Raw genomic sequence first — 18,988 nt, 5'->3', positions numbered from 1 at the left:
CGGAACAGTCCCCTGGCTACGTGACGCTGAGTGTCCGGCCCGTGGTCAGTCTTAACGCAAACTTGACGCCTTCCAGCCCGTCATCCGTGGGCCCAGGCGTCACTCTCCGCTTACGCTGATTCCGCCGTCGGCCGTCCACCGGATGGCCGAATCCGCACGCTGTGCCGCACACGGCACAAGGCATGCGCCACAGCCGCAGCACATGCCACACACGCCGTACAAGCCGCACATGCAGAGATGCCGCACATCAGGAGCGCTCCGATGGCCACCACCGAGCACCCTCCCCCCAGTCGCCTGCGCGCCTGGATGCTGGAGGGCCTGTCCGACATGGGCAAGGGTCATGGCCGACAGACGCCCGCCGCCGCCGAACCGGAGCCCGAGCACCCCGAGCACAAGGGGCAGCGCTGGTACCGGGTCATGTGCCTGACCGGCGTCGACTACTTCTCCACCCTCGGCTACCAACCGGGCATCGCCGCCCTCGCGGCCGGTCTCCTGTCGCCGATCGCGACCATCGTGCTGGTGATCGTCACCCTGGCCGGCGCCCTGCCGGTCTACCGGCGGGTGGCCGAGGAGAGCCCGCACGGCGAGGGCTCGATCGCGATGCTGGAGCGGCTGCTGTCGTTCTGGAAGGGCAAGCTGTTCGTCCTGACCCTGCTGGGCTTCGCCGCCACCGACTTCCTGATCACCATCACCCTGTCCGCGGCGGACGCCTCGACCCACCTGGTGGAGAACCCGCACCTGGCCGACGCCCTGCACGACAAGCAGATGATCATCACCCTGGTGCTCGTCGCCCTGCTCGGCGCGGTGTTCCTCAAGGGCTTCCTGGAGGCCATCGGCGTCGCGGTCGCCCTGGTGGTCGCCTACCTCGGCCTGAACGTGGTCGTGGTGACCGTCGGCCTGTGGCACGTGCTCACCGAGGGCCATGTGGTCACCGACTGGTCGAACGCCCTGACCGCCGAGCACGGCAACGTGTTCGCGATGATCGGCGTCTCCCTGCTGGTCTTCCCCAAGCTGGCGCTGGGCCTGTCCGGCTTCGAGACCGGCGTCGCGGTCATGCCGCATGTCCAGGGCGACCCGGACGACACCGAGGAGAACCCCAAGGGCCGCATCCGGGACACGAAGAAGCTGCTGACGACCGCCGCCCTCATCATGAGCGTCTTCCTGATCGCCACCAGCTTCATCACCACCGTGCTGATCCCGGAGAAGGAGTTCGAGTCCGGCGGCCAGGCCAACGGCCGCGCGCTGGCGTTCCTGGCCCACGAGTACCTGGGCAACGCCTTCGGCACGGTCTACGACGTCTCGACGATCGCCATCCTGTGGTTCGCCGGCGCCTCCGCGATGGCCGGCCTGCTCAACCTGATGCCCCGCTACCTCCCCCGCTACGGCATGGCCCCGCACTGGGCCCGCGCCGTCCGCCCGATGGTCATCGTCTTCACCCTGATCGCCTTCCTGGTCACCTGGATCTTCGACGCCGACGTCGACGCCCAGGGCGGCGCGTACGCCACCGGCGTGCTGGTCCTGATCTCCTCGGCGGCGATCGCCGTGACCATCGCCGCCCGCAAGGCCGGCCAGCGCAACTGGACGATCGGCTTCGCCGTCATCTCTGCGGTGTTCCTCTACGTCACCGTCGTGAACGTCTTCGAGCGCCCGGACGGCGTGAAGATCGGCGCCTGCTTCATCGCCGGCATCATCCTGGTCTCCCTGCTCTCCCGACTGGCCCGCGCTTTCGAGCTCCGCGTGACCAGCGTGACCATGGACGACATGGCGGAACGTTTCATCCGTGACATGTCCAGCCGCAAGATACGGTTCATCGCCAACGAGCCCGACCAGCGCGACAAGGCCGAGTACCGCGACAAGATCGAACAGATCCGCCAGGACAACGACATCCCCGGCGAGGACTTCGTCTTCGTCGAGGTCACCGTCGTGGACCCGTCCGAGTTCGAGTCGGGCCTGACGGTGCGCGGCGAGGTCCTGCACAACCGCTACCGCGTCCTGACCCTGGAGTCCTCCTCCATCTCCAACGCCCTGGCCGCGCTGCTCCTGCACACCCGCGACTCCACCGGCTGCATCCCGCACATCTACTTCGAGTGGACCGAGGGCAACCCCTTCGCCAACTTCCTGCGCTTCTTCCTCTTCGGCCAGGGCGAGGTCGCCCCGGTCACCCGGGAGGTCCTGCGCGAAGCCGAACCGGACCGCACCCGCCGCCCCCGCGTCCACACCGGCTGACACCCGCTCCGGGACCACGACCCCGGAGTCGTCAGGAAACCGGAGGCGTCAGGAACCCCGCAGGGAACCGCCCGCACCCCCTCAGCAGTCCGCCCGCCGCCGACCGACCGCCACCTACCGGCGCACCGACGCCCGACCGGCTGTGGGCCGCCCGATGGGCTCCTGCGCTGCGATCTTCTGGTCGACCGGACGCGGGGACCCTCGCCCTCCCCGCGCCCCGCTGTGGCTCACCCGCTCCGCCGGCGTCCTCGCCATGCTCCTCCCCGGGCGGATCACCGCGGGCCCCGACCGGCCGGCGGTCGGCGGCCCGCTCCGCCCCCTGGTGCCCACCGACGCACTGGTCGCCGTACGGCAGTACGCCGAGGCCTGGACGGGCATCCGCCACTCCTGGGAGCGCGGCACCCCGAGCGAAGGCGCCGACGTACGGGAGCGCCCGAGCCACGAGATATCGACCACACGATCGCCCGGGCGTCTCTCAGGGCATCGGGGATGCCCTGAGAGACGCCCGGCGCCTCAGCCCTGCTCCCGGCTCCCCCCGAACAGCCCCCGCCGCCGCGGCCCCGCCACGATCCGCCCGAAGCTCTTGCGCCCGGCAAGCTCCACCCGCAGCACCACCGGAGCGTCCGCCGGACCGGAAGGACGGCTCTTGATCTTGACGTAGTCCAGGGCGAGGGAGTCGGTGTCCACCACGATCCCCGGCCGGGTCACCAGGCGCAGCGTGCCGCCCTGCATGTCCAGGTCGATGCGGAGGGTGCCGTGCCCGATCACCGCCCGGGTGAAGTCGAGCGTCACCTTCCCCCAGGCCGACTCGATCACCAGGTGTCGCGGCACCACCCATCCGTCACCGCGCTCGGCCGAACCGCCCTGCTGTTCGATCCGGACGAGGTCCTTGGCCCTGGTCCCCGCCTCCGCCGGCAGATCGGCCGTGAGCACGGCCAACTCCCCCACGGTCCGGGCCGTCAGGGCCGCCTCCACCCGCTCGTCGAGCTCGGCCGCGGTCAGCCGACCGTCCCCCGCGGCCACGCTCAACGCGTCCACGACCCGGTCCCGGTCCGCATGCGAGGCCCGCACCTCAGCCGACATGTCCTTCACCCCGTCCACCCCTGCACGAACTGACGTCATATCGCGTTATACCCAACACGCGCCCCCGCGTCCACCACCGCCCGCCCCGGCCCTATCGTGACCCGCATGCAGAGCTACACAATCGGCCAGGCGGCACGGCTGCTCGGCGTGAGCCCCGACACCGCGCGCCGCTGGGCGGACGCCGGCCGCGTGTCGACCCATCGCGACGACGCCGGACGACGCCTCATCGACGGCAAGGACCTCGCCGCCTTCTCCGTGGAACTCGCCCGCTCGGACAGCGCGGAGGACGACACCCCGTACACCTCGGTCCGCAACGCCTTCCCCGGCATCGTCACCGCGGTCAAACTCGGCGACGTGGCCGCACAGGTCGAGATCCAGGCCGGCCCGCACCGCCTGGTCTCCCTGCTGACCCGGGAAGCCGTCGAAGAACTGGGCCTCGAGGTCGGCATGGAGGCCACGGCCCGAGTGAAGTCGACAAACGTACACATCGACCGAGTCTGATCAGCGAGACGTCGAGACGGCCCGACACCGAGACAGCCGAACGGCGAGGAGCGCCACGTCCGGAGGACGGCAAGGGCGGCACAGAACCCGGCATACCCGACATAAGACGCCCTGAGCCCTACCGTTGACGCTCATGACCCTGAGCATCCGCAACCAACTCCCCGGCACCGTGACCGCCGTCCATCCCGGCGAGGTCATGGCCACCGTCAAGATCCACCTGGCCGGTGGCCAGAACCTCACCGCCGCCATCACCCTGGAGGCCGTCCAGGAGCTCGCCCTCGCCGAGGGGGCCGCCGTCCGCGCACTGGTGAAGTCGACGGAGGTCTCCCTGGCCACAGGCGCCGTCGACGGCCTCTCGATCCGCAACCAGCTCCCCGGCACGATCACCGGCCTCACCGTCGGCGGGGTCATGGCCTCGGTCAAGATCACCGTGGCGGGCGGCGAGCTCACCGCCGCGATCACCAAGGAGGCGGCCACCGACCTAGGCCTCTTCGTGGGCTCCGACGTCGTCGCCCTGATCAAGTCGACCGAGGTGTCCCTGGCGACGGCGTAGCACGCGCAGGGGCCCTGCCCACGACGGACAGGGCCCTACGCGCTCACTCGGTCTCAGCCCTCGAACCTCGGCCCTCGAACTTCAGCCCGTGAGCCTGAGTCCTCGAACCTCAGTCCTCCTGCTCGGTCCTCAGTCCTCGGTCCTCAGTCCTCGTACGCGTCCAGCGGCGGGCACGAGCAGACCAGGTTCCGGTCGCCGAAGGCCTGGTCGATGCGGCGCACCGGCGGCCAGTACTTGTCGGCGACGGACACTCCGGCCGGGAAGACGGCCTCGTCACGCGTGTACGCGTGCTCCCACTCGCCGCCGAGCACGGCCGCGGTGTGCGGGGCGTGGTGCAGCGGATTGTCCTCGGCCGGCCACGCGCCCTCCCCGACCTTCTCGATCTCCGCGCGGATGGCGATCATCGCCTCGCAGAACCGGTCCAGCTCGATGAGGTCCTCGGACTCGGTCGGCTCGATCATCAGCGTCCCGGCCACCGGGAACGACATCGTCGGGGCGTGGAACCCGTAGTCGATGAGCCGCTTGGCGACGTCGTCGACGCTCACGCCGGTCGCCTTCGTCAGCGGCCGCAGGTCGATGATGCACTCGTGCGCGACCAGCCCGCCGGGCCCGTTGTAGAGCACCGGGTAGTGCGGCTCCAGCCGCTTGGCGATGTAGTTGGCGCTCAGCACGGCCACCTGCGTGGCCCGCTTGAGCCCCTCGCCGCCCATGAGCCGCACATAGGCCCAGGAGATCGGCAGGATCCCGGCAGAGCCCCAGGGAGCCGCCGAGATCGGCCCCACACCGGTCTCCGGCCCGGCGGCGGGCTGCAGCGGGTGGTTCGGCAGATACGGCGCCAGGTGCGACCGCACGGCCACCGGCCCGACACCCGGGCCGCCGCCGCCGTGCGGGATGCAGAACGTCTTGTGCAGGTTCAGGTGCGAGACGTCCCCGCCGAAGTGGCCGGGCTTGGCGAGCCCGACGAGCGCGTTGAGGTTGGCGCCGTCGACGTACACCTGCCCGCCGGCCTCGTGCACCTGGGCGCAGATGTCGGCGACGTGCTCCTCGAACACCCCGTGCGTGGACGGGTACGTGATCATCAGCACCGACAGCTCGTCCCGGTGCCGCTCGATCTTCGCCCGCAGGTCGTCGACGTCGATCTCGCCGTCCTCGGCGGTCTTCACGACGACGACCTTCATCCCCGCCATCACCGCACTGGCCGCGTTGGTGCCGTGCGCGGAGGACGGGATGAGGCACACGGTCCGCTGCTCGTCCCCGTTGCCCCGGTGGTAGCCGCGGACGGCGAGCAGCCCGGCCAGCTCCCCCTGCGACCCGGCGTTCGGCTGCAGGGACACCTTGTCGTACCCGGTGACCTCGGCGAGCCGCTCCTCCAGCTCACGGATGAGCGTGAGGTAGCCCTGCACCTGCTCGACCGGTGCGAAGGGGTGCAGCTGCCCGAACTCGGGCCAGGTGACCGGCTCCATCTCGGTGGTCGCGTTGAGCTTCATGGTGCAGGAGCCCAGCGGGATCATGCCCCGGTCGAGGGCGTAGTCCCGGTCGGCGAGCCTGCGCAGGTAGCGCAGCATCGCGGTCTCGGAGCGGTGCTGGTGGAAGACCGGGTGCGCCAGTATCTCGTCGGAGCGCAGCAGAGCGGCGGGCAGCGCCTCCTCGGTGGACGCGTCGAGCGACTCGATGTCACCGTCCACCCCGAAGGCCGCCCAGACCGCGGCGACCTGGGCCCGCGCGGTGGTCTCGTCACAGGAGATCGACACCTGGTCGGCGTCGACGAGGTGCAGGTTCACCCCACGCTCCCGAGCGGCGGCGACGACCTCAGCGGCCTTGGCGGGCACCCGCACGGTCAGCGTGTCGAAGTACGACCCGTGCACGACCTCGACCCCGCCGGCCTCGAGCCCGGCGGCCAGGACCGACGCGTACCGGTGCGTACGTCGGGCGATCGCCCGCAGCCCGTCGGGCCCGTGGTAGACCGCGTACATCCCCGCCATCACGGCCAGCAGCACCTGCGCCGTGCAGATGTTGCTCGTCGCCTTCTCCCGCCGGATGTGCTGCTCACGCGTCTGCAGCGCCAGCCGGTAGGCCTTGTTCCCGTCCGCGTCCACGGACACGCCCACCAGCCGCCCGGGCAGGCTGCGCGCGAACTTCTCGTGGACCGCCATATAGCCGGCGTGCGGCCCGCCGAACCCCATCGGCACGCCGAACCGCTGCGTGGTGCCGACCGCGATGTCCGCCCCCAGCTCACCCGGCGACTTCAGCAGCGTCAGCGCGAGCAGATCCGCGGCGACGGTGACGAGCGCGCCGAGCCCGTGCGCCTGCTCGACGATCGCCCCGAGATCGCGTACGGCACCGGAGGCGCCGGGGTACTGCACGAGCACGCCGTTGATCTCACGCTCGGCGATCGCCGCCGGAATGCCCTCGCTCAGGTCGGCGACGACGACTTCCACGCCCGTCGGCTCGGCCCGGGTCTCGATCACGGCGATGGTCTGCGGCAGCACGTCCGCGTCGATGAGGAAGAGGCCCTTCTTGTTCTTCCCCATGCGCCGGGACAGCGCCATCGCCTCGGCGGCGGCCGTGCCCTCGTCGAGCAGCGACGCACCCGAGGTGGGCAGACCGGTCAGGTCGGCGACCATGGTCTGGAAGTTCAGCAGCGCCTCGAGCCGGCCCTGGGAGATCTCCGGCTGGTACGGGGTGTACGCCGTGTACCAGGCCGGGTTCTCCATGACGTTGCGCAGGATGACGGGCGGGGTGAACGTCCCGTAGTAGCCGAGCCCGATCATCGAGTCGAGGACCTGGTTGCGGTCGGCCAGTGAACGCAGCTCGGCAAGCACCTCGGCCTCGGTGCGCGCGCCCGGCAGGTCCAGCGCGTCGGCGTTCTGGATCACGGCCGGGACCGCGGCGGCGGTGAGCTCGTCGAGCGAGCCGTAGCCGACCTGCGCGAGCATCTTGGCCCGTGCCTCGTGATCGGGCCCGATGTGACGCTGCTCGAAGGGAATTCCCTGCTCGAGCTCGGAGAGCGGAATGCGATGGGCTGTCATTACGGAGGCCTCCTGGTCTGACACGACCTTCGAGGGTCACCACGGCGCGGGTACCCGGACGACCTCCCCCTCTGTCATCTGACCTGAGAGCTTCACCGGCCGCCCGAGGGCACCCGGCTTTCACCGTCGGTGAGAGCGGAAGCCGTCGACGCCGTCGGCACCCGCCCTGCTTTCCAGAGTGACCTCGTCCGTGCGGTACGTGGGCCTGAGAGATTCCGGGGAGGAGTTGCTCCTTCGGCGCCTCCGATGGTGTCCGGAGGACTCTCCCGCACGGGGTCAGCAGCCGTTGTCAGACTACCAGCGAGGTCAACGCGACCCCCTTCGAGTGGCCGCCCGTCCCGATGTGCTCTTTTGTAGTGCTTACGGATGGGTTGCGACCAAATGGAGGGCCCGTGCAGACCGACATCGATCCGCGCCACCTGATCGGCCGCAAGGCGTTCGACCGCAACGGCACCAAGATCGGCACTGTCGACGAGGTCTACCTCGACGACGCGACCGGCGTGCCCGAGTGGGCGGCCATACGAACCGGCCTGTTCTCCCGCGACGCCTTCGTCCCCCTGGAGCCCAGCGAGCTGGTCGAGGGCGCCCTGCACATCCCCTTCGAACGGGCCCTGATCAAGGACGCCCCCGACTTCGGCGTGGGCCGCCACCTCTCCCCGGAGCAGGAACTCCAGCTCTACCACCACTACGGCCTCGACGTGGGCGCCCCTCCCCCGCTCCCCGACCACGACTTCGGCCGGCTCGCGGGCACGGACGAGAGCTGAACCCCCTCAGGCGGCACAGGCCCGTATCAGCGCCCCGAGTATCCCGGCAGGGTCGTACAGCGGCCGGGCGCCATCCGTGACGACTCTTCGCGTACCGGCGTCGACCGGATCGGTCCGCGCCCAGCGGGGAGATCCGACGCCCACCTCGACCTCCAGGCCGGAAGCGGTGGCATACCGCCATTCGGTGACAGGCCCCCATTCCTGGACCCGGATCACCTCCCCCAGGGACAGTTCACGTCCCCACGCCTCGTCGGCGGCGTAGCGATCCGGCACCGTCGACAGCAGCAGGAGATCGACGTCCGAGTCGGGACGCGCGGTCCCACGCGCGCAGGACCCGACGAGGAGCAACCCGACCACGTCGCTCCGGTTCGCGCACCACCGGGTGACCCGATCCGCCACCTGCCGCATCTCGGCCTCACGCTCCGGCGACACCCCGGCCGAGTCCGCGAACCGACCTCCGTGCAGTTTCATGCAGCTCCCCATCCGCCGTCGGCGCCGCCTCTCCGGACACCGTCATCGCTCCGACTCACCCCGTACTTCGAACCGCTTCACTCTGTGTAACTGATCGACCTCACCGAGAGTTCCCGGAGCCGACCTCAGGTCTTCGCCGCACCAGCGGCAGCGGATCCGCCGGCTCCAGCCCCGGGTCGTCGGTACGGAACGTCCGCACCCGTCCCGGCTCCGACTGCGGGGTCTCGAACCGCACGGTGACCCGGCCGAGCCCGCTGCCCTGCACCCACCCGTGCCCGAGCTCGGCATGCCGCACATCGTGTCCAGGACGCCACTGATGCTCGGTCCCCAACGGCTCCTCGCGGACGGGCTCCTCCGCGAGTTCCTCCTCGATCCCCTCCGACCGCTCCTCCGCGGCCTGCGCGAACAGGTCCTCCTGAGTGAAGTCCGCCAGACCGCTGACGCCCACCCCGAGGAGCCGCACCCCGCCCGTCGTGTCCACGGAGTCCAGCAACCGGGCCGCCGCTTCCCGGATCACCGTCGGATCGTCGGTGGGGCCACGCAGCGTCTCGGACCGGGTGAGCGTCGAGAAGTCGTACCGCCGCACCTTCAGCACGATCGTCCGCCCCGACAGACCGGCCCCCCGCAGCCTGCGCACACACCGGTCCGCGAGCCGCTGCACCTCCAGCTCGACCCGGACCCGGTCGTGGATGTCCACGTCGTACGTGTCCTCGACCGACACCGACTTGGTCTCCCGCTCGGCCACCACGGGCCGGTCGTCACGCGCCAGCGCCATCGCGTACAGGGCATGCCCGTGAGCCTTGCCCAGCAGCCGAACCAGCTCGTCCTCACCGGCCTCGGCGATCTCGTCGACCGTGGTGATCCCGGCCCGCCTCAGATGGTCCCCCGTCGCCGGGCCGACCCCCGGCAGGATCCGCGCCGACATGGGCCCGAGGAGCGCCCGCTCGGTGCCCGGCTCGATCAGCACCAGGCCGTCGGGCTTCGCCTGCTCCGAGGCGATCTTCGCGAGCATCTTGCAGGAGGCCAGCCCCACCGAGCCGGTGAGACCCGTGACAGCCCGTATGTCAGCACGCAGTCGAACGCCGGCCAGCTCGGCCGACTCACTGTCCCAGGCCGCTTCCCCGGCCTCCAGGTCCACGAAGGCCTCGTCCAGGCTCAGCGGCTCCACCAACGGCGAAAGCGCTCCCAGCAGCGCCATGACCTGCTCGCTGATCGACCGGTAGAACGCGAAGCGCGGAACGAGATAGGCGGCGTTCGGAGCCAGTCGGCGCGCCTGGGCCATGGGCATCGCCGAGTGCACCCCGAAGACGCGCGCCTCGTAGGAAGCGGTCGCGACCACTCCACGGGGCCCCAGACCGCCCACGACCACGGCTTTCCCGCGCAGACTCGGCTTGGACGCCTGCTCCGCCTGCGCGAAGAAGGCATCCATGTCGAGATGCAGGATGGTGGGCGCGTTTCTCACATGTCCGATGCTGCACCACACCACTGACAACGGCGTCGTACCGCCGCCCCGAGCTCCGCAAGGAGCCTCAGACCGCCCGGTTGCGCCGACGCGCCAGCTCGTCCGCCGGGTTGTGCCCGACGAGCGTCTCACCGGTGTCGACGCGCTCCCCGTGCAACTGGGAAAGCGCGTTCTCGACGTCCCGCCACACCACGCCCACAGCGATCCCGAAAACGCCCTGACCGCCCTGGAGCAGCGCGTGGACCTCGTCGGGCGAGGTGCACTCGTAGACCGTCGCGCCGTCGCTCATCAACGTCATGCGCTCCAGGTCGCTGAACCCGCGCTCCCGCAGATGCTGCACGGCGGAGCGGATGTTCTGCAGCGACACCCCGGTGTCGAGGAACCGCTTGACGATCTTCAGAACGACGACGTCCCGGAAGCTGTACAGACGTTGTGTGCCGGACCCGTGCGCGGGCCGCACACTCGGCTCGACAAGCCCGGTGCGCGCCCAGTAGTCCAGTTGCCGATAGGTGATGCCCGCGGCCGCACAGGCCGTCGGACCGCGATAGCCGATCTGCTCGGACGCCATGGACGTCGCCCCTCCGCTGCTCGGCACGGCCGCCGGCCGTTGCGGAGCCTGGTCGGCAACGCCGCTCTGCTGGGGGTACCCCCTGCTCGAACTCAGCTGAGAGCTCGGGGGAGGGTACGGACCGCTTCCCCCGACACCGAGTCCGGGGGCACCCCCAGCCGTACCGTCGCCGCTGCTTCTCACGCCGACCTCCGTCCTTGACCTGCCTTCTCGACGGTAGGCAGTCACCAGGGGTGCGTCAACGATCGCCACACTCGGCACGCCGAGTGATAATCACCCTAGGAGTGGTTTCCCGCACCCCACCGCGGGGAAAGGCTAGCCGAATGCGCTGAGAAGTAGCCGTAGGACGCTCTCAGTCGCCGCTGGCATTTGCCGGAAACGAGACGGGCGTCCCCGTGCAGGACGCCCACATGTCGCGTATGTGCCGGCTACTGGTTGCTGGTGCCGAAGTCCTCGGGCGAGATCTGGTCGAGGAACTCGCGGAACTTCTCCACCTCGTCCTCCTGCTCGTCCGGGATGGCGATCCCCGCGTCGTCGAGCACCGTGTCGCTGCCGTAGATCGGCGTTCCGGTGCGCAGCGCCAGCGCTATGGCGTCGGACGGGCGCGCGCTCACCTCGACCCCGCTGGCGAAGACCAGCTCCGCGTAGAAGACGCCCTCCCGCAGATCCGTGATGCGCACTTCGGTGAGCTCCTGGCCGACGGCTTCGAGCACGTCCTTGAACAGGTCGTGGGTCAGCGGTCGCGCGGGAGCCATGCCCTGCTGGGCGAAGGCGATCGCCGTCGCCTCCCCCGGTCCGATCCAGATGGGAAGGTAACGGTCGCCTCCCACTTCACGCAGCAGCACGATCGGTTGGTTGGAGGGCATCTCGACCCGGACACCTACGACATCGAGCTCGTTCACACAGCAACCCTAGGCCGTGCCCGGGACGTTTGGGTAGTCGGGCCGGGAACGGGTGACCGATCCGCCCACGGCGAAACCGCCCGCTCAGGGCAGCCGCACCCCGAGCGCGGTCTGCACGAGCGCCGCATGCAGCCGCACCGTGAGCCCCGCCAGCTCCTTCGTACGGGCCTCCGCGAGCACCCTCGTCTGCGGATTGCGATGACGCTTGAGCGGTGCCACCACCTGGTCCACGAGCCCGGCCTCACGGTCGGCCGCGGCCTTCATCACCCGCAGATGCCGGGGCTCGATCCCGAACCGCCCCAGCTCGGCCACGAGCGCGGCCACCGTGGCGGCCTCGGCGTCGTAGACGCCGTCCTCCAAGGGCACGACGAGCCCGTACGCCTCCCACTCCTCGAGCTCCGGCTCACCGATCCCCGCGGCCGCCAGCAGCTCGGCCCGCCCGATCCGGGCGACCGTGGGCGCGTCCGACGGCTCCAGAAAGGCCTCGCCGTCGCGCTGGCGACCCACGGTCGGCAGCGGCGCGGCCTCGCCCCGCTCCATGGCGTCCAGGTGCTCACGGATGACCTTGAGCGGCAGATAGTGGTCCCGCTGCATCCTCAGTACGTGACCGAGGCGCTCGACGTCCTGCGCGCTGAACTTGCGGTACCCCGAAGGGGTCCGCTGCGGATCGATGAGCCCCTCCGACTCCAGGAAACGGATCTTGGAGATGGTGACTTCGGGAAACTCGTCGCGCAGCGCGTTCAACACGGTGCCGATGCTCATCGGACCGCCGTCCGCGGCGGCGGTGCCCGGTCCGGCACCGCCCCTCGGTGTTTGAAGCATGGACCTTCCCTGGGTTCCCCCCGGATGGACTCCGGGGGAGGGTCAGTAGCCCCGCTGGCTCGCGTAGAAGACCAGCCGGTACTTGCCGATCTGCACCTCGTCACCGTTCGACAGAGCGACCTCGTCGATCCGCTCCCGGTTGACGTACGTGCCGTTCAGACTGCCGACGTCCGCCACCCTGAACGTGCCGTCCGGGTTGCGCCGGAACTCCACGTGACGGCGCGAGACCGTTACGTCGTCGAGGAAGATGTCGCTCTGCGGGTGACGGCCGGCCGTCGTCAGATCGCCGTCCAGCAGGAAGCGGCTGCCCGAGTTCGGACCGCGGCGCACGACCAGCAGCGCGGAGCCCAACGGCAGCGCGTCGACCGCGGCCTGCGCCTCGGGAGAGAGCGCGGGCAACTGCGTCTGGCCGGTGACCTCGGCGTCGTAGGCCTCGAGACCGGAGATGGAGATGGTGGAGGTCGTCTCCGACGGACGCTCGGGCGTCAGCCCGGGACGCAGCGGAGCTCCGCAGTTGGAGCAGAAGCGGCTGTTCTCCGCATTGCGGTTACCGCACCTCGTACACACAAGGGCCGACATAGGGGAAAACCCTCCACCCGTACTTGAGGTTGACGGTTGGCCGAAACCTATGCCGCCGGACTGCGCAGGGTCAACCGACGCCGCACCCTGACCTCCGGAAATGTCACCGCCCGGACCACCCACCTGGTCCCTGAACAGCGGCCGCTGACCCTCCGCGTCGGGCTGTGCGCGATGACGAGCGGTCGCGTTGTCGCTGCCCTCTCGCGCGCTCTTGCCGAACAACTTCGCAAACAACTTCACGGGCGATTCCCCTTGACCGAAACAGACCCGCCCGTGGGGCAGGACGAACCCTGACTGAATACACCGGCCGACCCGGACACCTTCACAACGTCCGTGTCCACCTGACAGTTTCCACCACGCACCACCCGATCGGTGCGTCGACCCCCCGCAACCTCATGCCCCTGCCGGACGCCCCGCATGCACCCCCGGTTCACTGGGCCGACGACCGAGCGTAGTCAGGCTGCTTCGCCGCTCGCAAGGCGTCCACAACGATCTTGTCCGACCGCTCGACGGTCACGGTGGCCTGCTCCTTCTCAAGAGTCTGCACCACGCCTCCAGGGATGTTCAGCGCCGGCTCGAGGTCCTGCGGATTGCCGATGACCTTGAAACGAAACGGTGTGTTGATCTTGTTCCCGTCGACGCTCACGCTGTCGCCGGAATCCGTCAGGAAGGTGCCGGCGACGACCCGTACACCGTTCACCTGGATCGCTTCGGCCCCGGCCGCGCGCAGTTCCTGGATCGCGTCGAGCAACATGTCCGCCTCGACCGTCCCCTTCGTGTCCTCGATGGTCATCGTGATGCCGGGCCCCTGAGCAGCCACCGTGCCCGCCAGAATGCCGAGTTGCTTCTCCTTCTCGACCGTCTGCTTGCGGGCCTCCTCGGCCTGGTCGGAGCTGTTCTCCAGCTCCTGCTGCTGCTTCTCGAGGCCCTGCTTCTCGTCCTCAAGACGCTGACTGCGGTCGTCGAGTTCATCAAGGATGCGCACAAGATCTTCCTGACGCGCCCCGCGCAGGGCGTTTCCGCTGTCGCTGTTGGACGCGACCTGGACGGCCAGGCCGAAGCCGAGGCCGAACAGCAGCAGGGCGACGATGAGTTGCGCCCGGGAGACCCGCGGCGGCCAGAGCCCCTGCACCAGCCGCTGCCGGCCGGTGAGCACGGGATCGGCCGGCTGCTCGGCCTCTTCGCCGACGGACGACGTCACCGGGACCTCGGCGGGCAACTCCTTGCGCAGCCTGTTCTCGGGCGCCTCGTCCTGGTTGCTCATCCGGCTCACGCCCTGAAGACGTGCCGACGGATCGCCGCGGCGTTGGAGAAGATCCGGATGCCGAGGACGACCACGACGCCGGTGGACAACTGCGACCCCACGCCCAACTCGTCTCCCAGGAACACGATCAACGCGGCGACGACCACGTTCGACAGGAACGAGACCACGAACACCTTGTCGTCGAAGATGCCGTCCAGCATGGCCCGCAGCCCGCCGAACACGGCGTCGAGCGCCGCCACCACGGCGATCGGCAGATAAGGCACGACTGCTGCCGGCACCTCAGGCTGAACCAACAGGCCGGCCACGACTCCCACGACGAGGCCCAGTACGGCGATCACGATGTGCCCTTCTCACTTCTCGGCTGAGCTGTACGAACGATCACACTCGGTGCGGCGGGCAGCCGGACGTCGTCCGCCACGGAAATGGCCGTCCGGATGCCGTAGTTCTCCTGCAGGGCGTTCAGATACAGCCCGTCCGCGCTGTTCTGGAACCTGGTGCTCAGGTTTTTCCCGTCCCCCACCGCGAGCACCGTGTACGGCGGCACCAGCGGCTTGTTGTCGACCAGTATCGCGTCACCCGCGGCCCTGATCGCCGACAGCGCCGTCAGCCGCTGTCCGTTGATGGAGACGGCCTCGGCACCCGACGCCCACAACCCGTTGACCACGCGCTGCATGTCACGGTCGCGCACCCGTCCGGTGTCGGAGAAACCGGAGGTCTCGCGCGGATCGCCGTCACCGCCCGTGGTGGCTTCCTCGGCATCGTCCACGACCAGCTTGACTCCCGGCCCGTGCACCTCGACGGCGCCCGACAGAACACCCACCAGGTCCGACCCGTCACTGCCGCCGCTCTGCTTGAGCGCCTCCTGCTGCCGCGCGCTCACATCGTCGCGGAGCTTGTCGACAGTGCTCTCGAGCTTGTCGGCAGCATCCGTCTCACGGTCGATGCGGTCGATCAGCTCCTCGCGCTCCTTGGCGACGACCGGAGCCGCGACCCGCGCCTGAGCCGCCCCGACGGTGACCACGAGGGCCGCGAGCACCAACCCCGCCGCGAGACCGAGCTTTGCCCGCACCGTCTTGGGCAGACCACCGGAGCCATCGGCCCGCTTACGGGCGGCGGCCTCTGCATAGCCGTCGTCGAGGCTGTGGTCCATGACGTTGGTGAGCAGCGACATGGAGGCGTCCGGGCGCGACACGCGCGCGGGTGTGCTCCGAACGGGGGGCTGCTGCGGCATGCCGCACATCGTCGCACGTCGCGCCGCATACCTCCGAATGGCCCCACCGGCGTGCCGGACAGGCCCCCTTGGGGACACTTGTCCGGCACGCGCGCGTGAGCGTGCGCGTGGCTCAGCGCCCGGCGCTGTCCACGACCGCCGACCATTCGTCGAGCAGGGCCTGCGCGGACGCGTCGTCCGGCCCCTCGGCCCACAGATGGGTGACGGCCTCGGCCGGGTCGGGCAGCACCATCACCCAACGACCGTCCGTCTCCACCACCCGTACACCGTCGGTGGTGTCCACGAAGCGGTCTCCGGCCGCCTCGACGACCCGCCGCATCACGAGTCCCTTGACGGCCCACGGAGTCGCCAGATCCCGCTTCAGGACGTGCGCCCGCGGAATCCGCGCATCGATCTGGCTGAGGGTGAGCTGCGTCCGAGCCACCAGCCCGATCAGCCGCACGAAGGCCGCCGTACCGTCGAAGACACTGCTGAACTCCGGGACGATGAACCCTCCCTTGCCGTCGCCGCCGAAGATCGTCGTCTCGTCCTGCCCGACCCGGGTGAGGTCGTCGGGCGAGGTCGTCGTCCACTCGACCTGCGTCCCGTGATACGCCGCGACCTGCTCGGCGATCCGGGTCGTGGTCACCGGGAGAGCGACCCGTCCGCTGCGCCGCTCGGCGGCCACCAGATCGAGCAGCACGAGCAGCGCCCGGTCGTCCTCGATGATCCGGCCCTTCTCGTCAACGAGGGAGAGCCGCTCACCCACCGGGTCGAACCGCACGCCGAACGCGGCCCGCGACGAAGCCACGATCTCCCCGAGCCGTACGAGCCCGGACCGCCGCTGATCGCCCGTCTCCGTCGGCCGGGCCTCGTTCAGGCCGGGATTGATGGTCAGCGAGTCCACCCCGAGCTTCCCGAGGAGACTCGGCAGCACCAGCCCGGCACTGCCGTTCGAGGCGTCCACCACGACCTTCAGCCCGGACTCGGAGATCCCTGTCGTGTCCACGTTCCGCAGCAAGGACCCGGTGTACGAGTCGAAGACGCTCGCCGGGAAATACAGGTCCCCGATCTCCCCCGGGAACGCCCGCCGGTACTCCTGCCGCGCGAACACCCGGTCCAGCTTCCGCTGACTGCCCTGCGACAGGTCCGAGCCCTGTCCGTCGAAGAACATGATGTCCACGGAGTCCGGCACCCCGGGCGACGTCCGGATCATGATCCCGCCGGCACTCCCCCGCGCGGTCTGCTGCCGCGCCACGGGCAGCGGCACGTTCTCCAGGTCCCGTACGTCGATGGCACTGGCCTGGAGCGCGGAGATCACCGCCCGCTTCAGCGCACGGGCTCCACGGGAGTGGTCCCGGGCCGTCGTGACGGTGGAACCCTTCTTCAGCGTCGTGGCATAGGCGCCCGCGAGACGCACGGCCAGCTCGGGCGTGATCTCGACGTTCAGGATCCCGGAGACCCCGCGGGCGCCGAAAAGATGCGCCTGTCCTCGGGACTCCCAGATCACCGACGTATTGACGAACGCGCCGGCTTCGATGGTCTTGAAGGGATAGACCCGCACATTGCCCTGCACGATCGATTCTTCACCGATCAGGCATTCATCACCGATGACGGCGCCGTCCTCGATCCGGGCCGCTCGCATGATGTCCGTGTTCTTACCGACGACACAGCCGCGCAGATTGCTGTGCTGCCCGATGTACACGTTGTCGTGCACCACGGCCTTGTGCAGGAAGGCACCGCTCTTGACGACGACGTTGGATCCGATGACCGTGTGCTCACGGATTTCGGCGCCCGCCTCGACCTTCGCGTAGTCCCCGATGTACAGGGGCCCCCGCAGCACGGCATCGGGATGCACTTCGGCCCCTTCGGCCACCCACACGCCCGGCGAGATCTCGAACCCGTCGATATCGACGTCGACCTTGCCTTCCAGCACGTCTGCCTGGGCCTTCACGTAGCTCTCGTGCGTGCCCACGTCCTCCCAGTACCCCTCGGCGACGAAGCCGTAGACCGGCTTGCCCTCCTTCATCAGTTGCGGGAAGACGTCACCGGACCAGTCGACGGGCACATCGGCCTCGACATAGTCGAAGACCTCGGGCTCCATGACGTAGATACCCGTGTTCACGGTGTCCGAGAAGACCTGGCCCCAGGTCGGTTTCTCGAGGAAACGCTCGACCTTGCCCTCTTCGTCGACGATGGTGATGCCGAACTCCAATGGATTGGGCACACGCGTCAGACAGACGGTGACGAGCGCACCCTTCTCCTTGTGGAAGCTGATCAACTCGGTGAGGTCGAAGTCGGTGAGCGCATCGCCGGAGATGACGAGGAAGGCGTCGTCCTTCAACGCCTCCTCTGCGTTCTTGACGCTTCCGGCGGTACCGAGTGGCTTCTCCTCGTTGGCATAGCTGAGCTCCATTCCGAGCTCTTCGCCGTCACCGAAGTAGTTCTTGACCAGCGACGCCAGGAACTGAACAGTAACGACGGTCTCATTGAGCCCATGCCTTTTGAGCAGCCTCAGAACGTGCTCCATGATCGGCCGGTTGACCACCGGCAGGAGCGGCTTGGGCATGCTCGAGGTCATCGGGCGAAGGCGTGTGCCTTCGCCTCCTGCCATCACGACGGCCTTCATGTCGGAAGCGTCCTCCTAAAGAGACGACGGTCTAGCCGACTTCACCCGTCCAGATTGTCCCGCACTTTTCCGCCGCGGGCCATCGAGCCACTGCTACCGCCGATCGGCGAGGTCAGCCGGCCATGGCGTCCGCACGAACGAGACGGCGGACCTGTACCACGTAGAGGACTCCTGCCCACCAGTAGAGCGTTGTACCCCATCCTGCGAACGCCCATCCGAAAATAGCAGCGAGTGACGCCAACCATCCACTTCCGTCACTGAGAAGAAGCAACGGGAAGGCGTACATCAGGTTGAAGGTCGCGGCCTTCCCGAGGAAGTTCACTTGCGGCGGCGGATAGCCGTGTCGCCGGAGGATGAGCACCATCACCAGCAGGACAAGTTCCCGCGCTACAAGTACAGCCGTCAACCAGATGGGGAGAATCTCGCGCCATGTGAGGCCGGTCAGAGTGGCGACAATGTAGAGGCGGTCAGCGGCCGGGTCCAGGAGCCGGCCGAGGCTGCTGACCTGATTCCAGCGCCGTGCCAGCTTGCCGTCCAGGTAGTCGCTGACTCCGCTCAACGCCAGCACCAGAAAAGCCCAGCCATCGCTCTTCGGGCCCCCGAACTCCGGCCTGAGGATCAGCCACAGGAACAGGGGCACGCCGACGAGGCGAGCCATGCTCAGGATGTTCGGGATGGTGAAGACCCGGTTTGTCTGGACACGGGTCTCTTGGACCTCCACCCGGGAGCCTCCAGTAGGAAATGAGCCAACGATGCCCCCTGACCTTACCCCAACGCAAAAAAGCTCCGGCTCTTGGGCTGTCTGCCCAAGAGCCGGAGCTCTAAAAGGAGTTCGGCGGTGTCCTACTCTCCCACAGGGTCCCCCCTGCAGTACCATCGGCGCTGTAAGGCTTAGCTTCCGGGTTCGGAATGTAACCGGGCGTTT

17 protein-coding genes, 1 rRNA gene and 1 riboswitch are annotated in these 18,988 nt (G+C 69.0%); of the genes, 4 read left to right on the top strand and 14 right to left on the bottom strand.

Going from position 1 to position 18,988, the window contains the following annotated elements; genetic code table 11:
* The first annotated feature begins 261 nt into the window (after positions 1 to 261).
* A complete protein-coding gene (locus tag ABZ725_RS44525) occupies positions 262 to 2,226 on the top strand; it encodes an amino acid transporter (RefSeq protein ID WP_358808072.1) in 1,965 nt (654 codons plus the stop codon).
* Between the two features lie 513 nt (positions 2,227 to 2,739).
* Here the strand turns inward: ABZ725_RS44525 and ABZ725_RS44520 are convergent.
* Entirely contained in the window at positions 2,740 to 3,309 is a 570-nt protein-coding gene (locus tag ABZ725_RS44520) for a DUF1707 domain-containing protein (RefSeq protein WP_358808071.1), read from the bottom strand.
* A gap of 105 nt (positions 3,310 to 3,414) precedes the next feature.
* On the opposite strand from ABZ725_RS44520, the gene ABZ725_RS44515 reads away from it, so the two are divergent.
* On the top strand, positions 3,415 to 3,810 hold the full coding sequence (locus ABZ725_RS44515) for a helix-turn-helix transcriptional regulator (RefSeq protein WP_358808070.1): 396 nt from the start codon (positions 3,415 to 3,417) through the stop codon (positions 3,808 to 3,810).
* Positions 3,811 to 3,943: 133 nt separating this feature from the next.
* Positions 3,944 to 4,363 carry a TOBE domain-containing protein gene (locus ABZ725_RS44510; RefSeq protein WP_358808069.1) on the top strand — a complete coding sequence of 140 codons (420 nt, stop codon included), beginning with the start codon at positions 3,944 to 3,946 and terminating at the stop codon, positions 4,361 to 4,363.
* A gap of 143 nt (positions 4,364 to 4,506) precedes the next feature.
* Here ABZ725_RS44510 and gcvP read toward each other — a convergent pair whose 3' ends face one another.
* Positions 4,507 to 7,392 (bottom strand): aminomethyl-transferring glycine dehydrogenase, encoded by a 2,886-nt coding sequence (gcvP, locus tag ABZ725_RS44505; protein WP_358808068.1) that lies wholly within the window; start codon positions 7,390 to 7,392, stop codon positions 4,507 to 4,509.
* Positions 7,393 to 7,575: 183 nt separating this feature from the next.
* A riboswitch (glycine riboswitch) is annotated at positions 7,576 to 7,671 on the bottom strand.
* 113 nt (positions 7,672 to 7,784) lie between these two features.
* Between gcvP and ABZ725_RS44500 the strand changes: the two genes are divergently transcribed.
* Positions 7,785 to 8,156: a PRC-barrel domain-containing protein gene (locus ABZ725_RS44500; protein ID WP_358808067.1), complete on the top strand. Its 372-nt coding sequence runs from the start codon at positions 7,785 to 7,787 to the stop codon at positions 8,154 to 8,156.
* Between the two features lie 6 nt (positions 8,157 to 8,162).
* Here ABZ725_RS44500 and ABZ725_RS44495 read toward each other — a convergent pair whose 3' ends face one another.
* The 12 genes from ABZ725_RS44495 to rrf all read right to left on the bottom strand — a co-directional run.
* The gene (locus tag ABZ725_RS44495) at positions 8,163 to 8,627 is read right to left on the bottom strand and encodes a nucleotidyltransferase domain-containing protein (RefSeq protein ID WP_358808066.1); all 465 of its coding nucleotides are present in this window, start codon (positions 8,625 to 8,627) and stop codon (positions 8,163 to 8,165) included.
* A gap of 100 nt (positions 8,628 to 8,727) precedes the next feature.
* On the bottom strand, positions 8,728 to 10,089 hold the full coding sequence (locus tag ABZ725_RS44490; protein WP_358808065.1) for a DNA polymerase IV: 1,362 nt from the start codon (positions 10,087 to 10,089) through the stop codon (positions 8,728 to 8,730).
* A gap of 67 nt (positions 10,090 to 10,156) precedes the next feature.
* Complete coding sequence (locus tag ABZ725_RS44485; protein WP_358808064.1) at positions 10,157 to 10,840, bottom strand: MerR family transcriptional regulator; 684 nt, start codon at positions 10,838 to 10,840, stop codon at positions 10,157 to 10,159.
* A 245-nt stretch (positions 10,841 to 11,085) separates the two neighbouring features.
* Positions 11,086 to 11,559 (bottom strand): bifunctional nuclease family protein, encoded by a 474-nt coding sequence (locus ABZ725_RS44480; protein WP_004934251.1) that lies wholly within the window; start codon positions 11,557 to 11,559, stop codon positions 11,086 to 11,088.
* Between the two features lie 84 nt (positions 11,560 to 11,643).
* Positions 11,644 to 12,381: a MerR family transcriptional regulator gene (locus ABZ725_RS44475; protein WP_358808063.1), complete on the bottom strand. Its 738-nt coding sequence runs from the start codon at positions 12,379 to 12,381 to the stop codon at positions 11,644 to 11,646.
* Between the two features lie 42 nt (positions 12,382 to 12,423).
* Positions 12,424 to 13,308: an FHA domain-containing protein gene (locus ABZ725_RS44470; protein WP_358808199.1), complete on the bottom strand. Its 885-nt coding sequence runs from the start codon at positions 13,306 to 13,308 to the stop codon at positions 12,424 to 12,426.
* 82 nt (positions 13,309 to 13,390) lie between these two features.
* Complete coding sequence (locus tag ABZ725_RS44465; protein WP_358808062.1) at positions 13,391 to 14,224, bottom strand: DUF881 domain-containing protein; 834 nt, start codon at positions 14,222 to 14,224, stop codon at positions 13,391 to 13,393.
* Between the two features lie 5 nt (positions 14,225 to 14,229).
* On the bottom strand, positions 14,230 to 14,562 hold the full coding sequence (locus ABZ725_RS44460; protein ID WP_020133151.1) for a small basic family protein: 333 nt from the start codon (positions 14,560 to 14,562) through the stop codon (positions 14,230 to 14,232).
* Positions 14,559 to 15,464: a DUF881 domain-containing protein gene (locus ABZ725_RS44455; protein ID WP_351916183.1), complete on the bottom strand. Its 906-nt coding sequence runs from the start codon at positions 15,462 to 15,464 to the stop codon at positions 14,559 to 14,561. Before ABZ725_RS44455 ends, ABZ725_RS44460 begins: the two co-directional genes overlap by 4 nt.
* Before the next feature lie 103 nt (positions 15,465 to 15,567).
* Positions 15,568 to 18,063 carry a mannose-1-phosphate guanyltransferase gene (locus ABZ725_RS44450; RefSeq protein WP_358808061.1) on the bottom strand — a complete coding sequence of 832 codons (2,496 nt, stop codon included), beginning with the start codon at positions 18,061 to 18,063 and terminating at the stop codon, positions 15,568 to 15,570.
* Between the two features lie 112 nt (positions 18,064 to 18,175).
* Complete coding sequence (locus ABZ725_RS44445; protein ID WP_351916179.1) at positions 18,176 to 18,784, bottom strand: CDP-alcohol phosphatidyltransferase family protein; 609 nt, start codon at positions 18,782 to 18,784, stop codon at positions 18,176 to 18,178.
* 109 nt (positions 18,785 to 18,893) lie between these two features.
* A 5S ribosomal RNA gene (gene rrf, locus ABZ725_RS44440) occupies positions 18,894 to 18,988 on the bottom strand; the annotation flags it as partial.

This window comes from Streptomyces sp. NPDC006872 (assembly GCF_040635845.1).
GTDB lineage: Bacteria > Actinomycetota > Actinomycetes > Streptomycetales > Streptomycetaceae > Streptomyces.
This window is presented reverse-complemented; position numbering and strand designations above follow the sequence as displayed.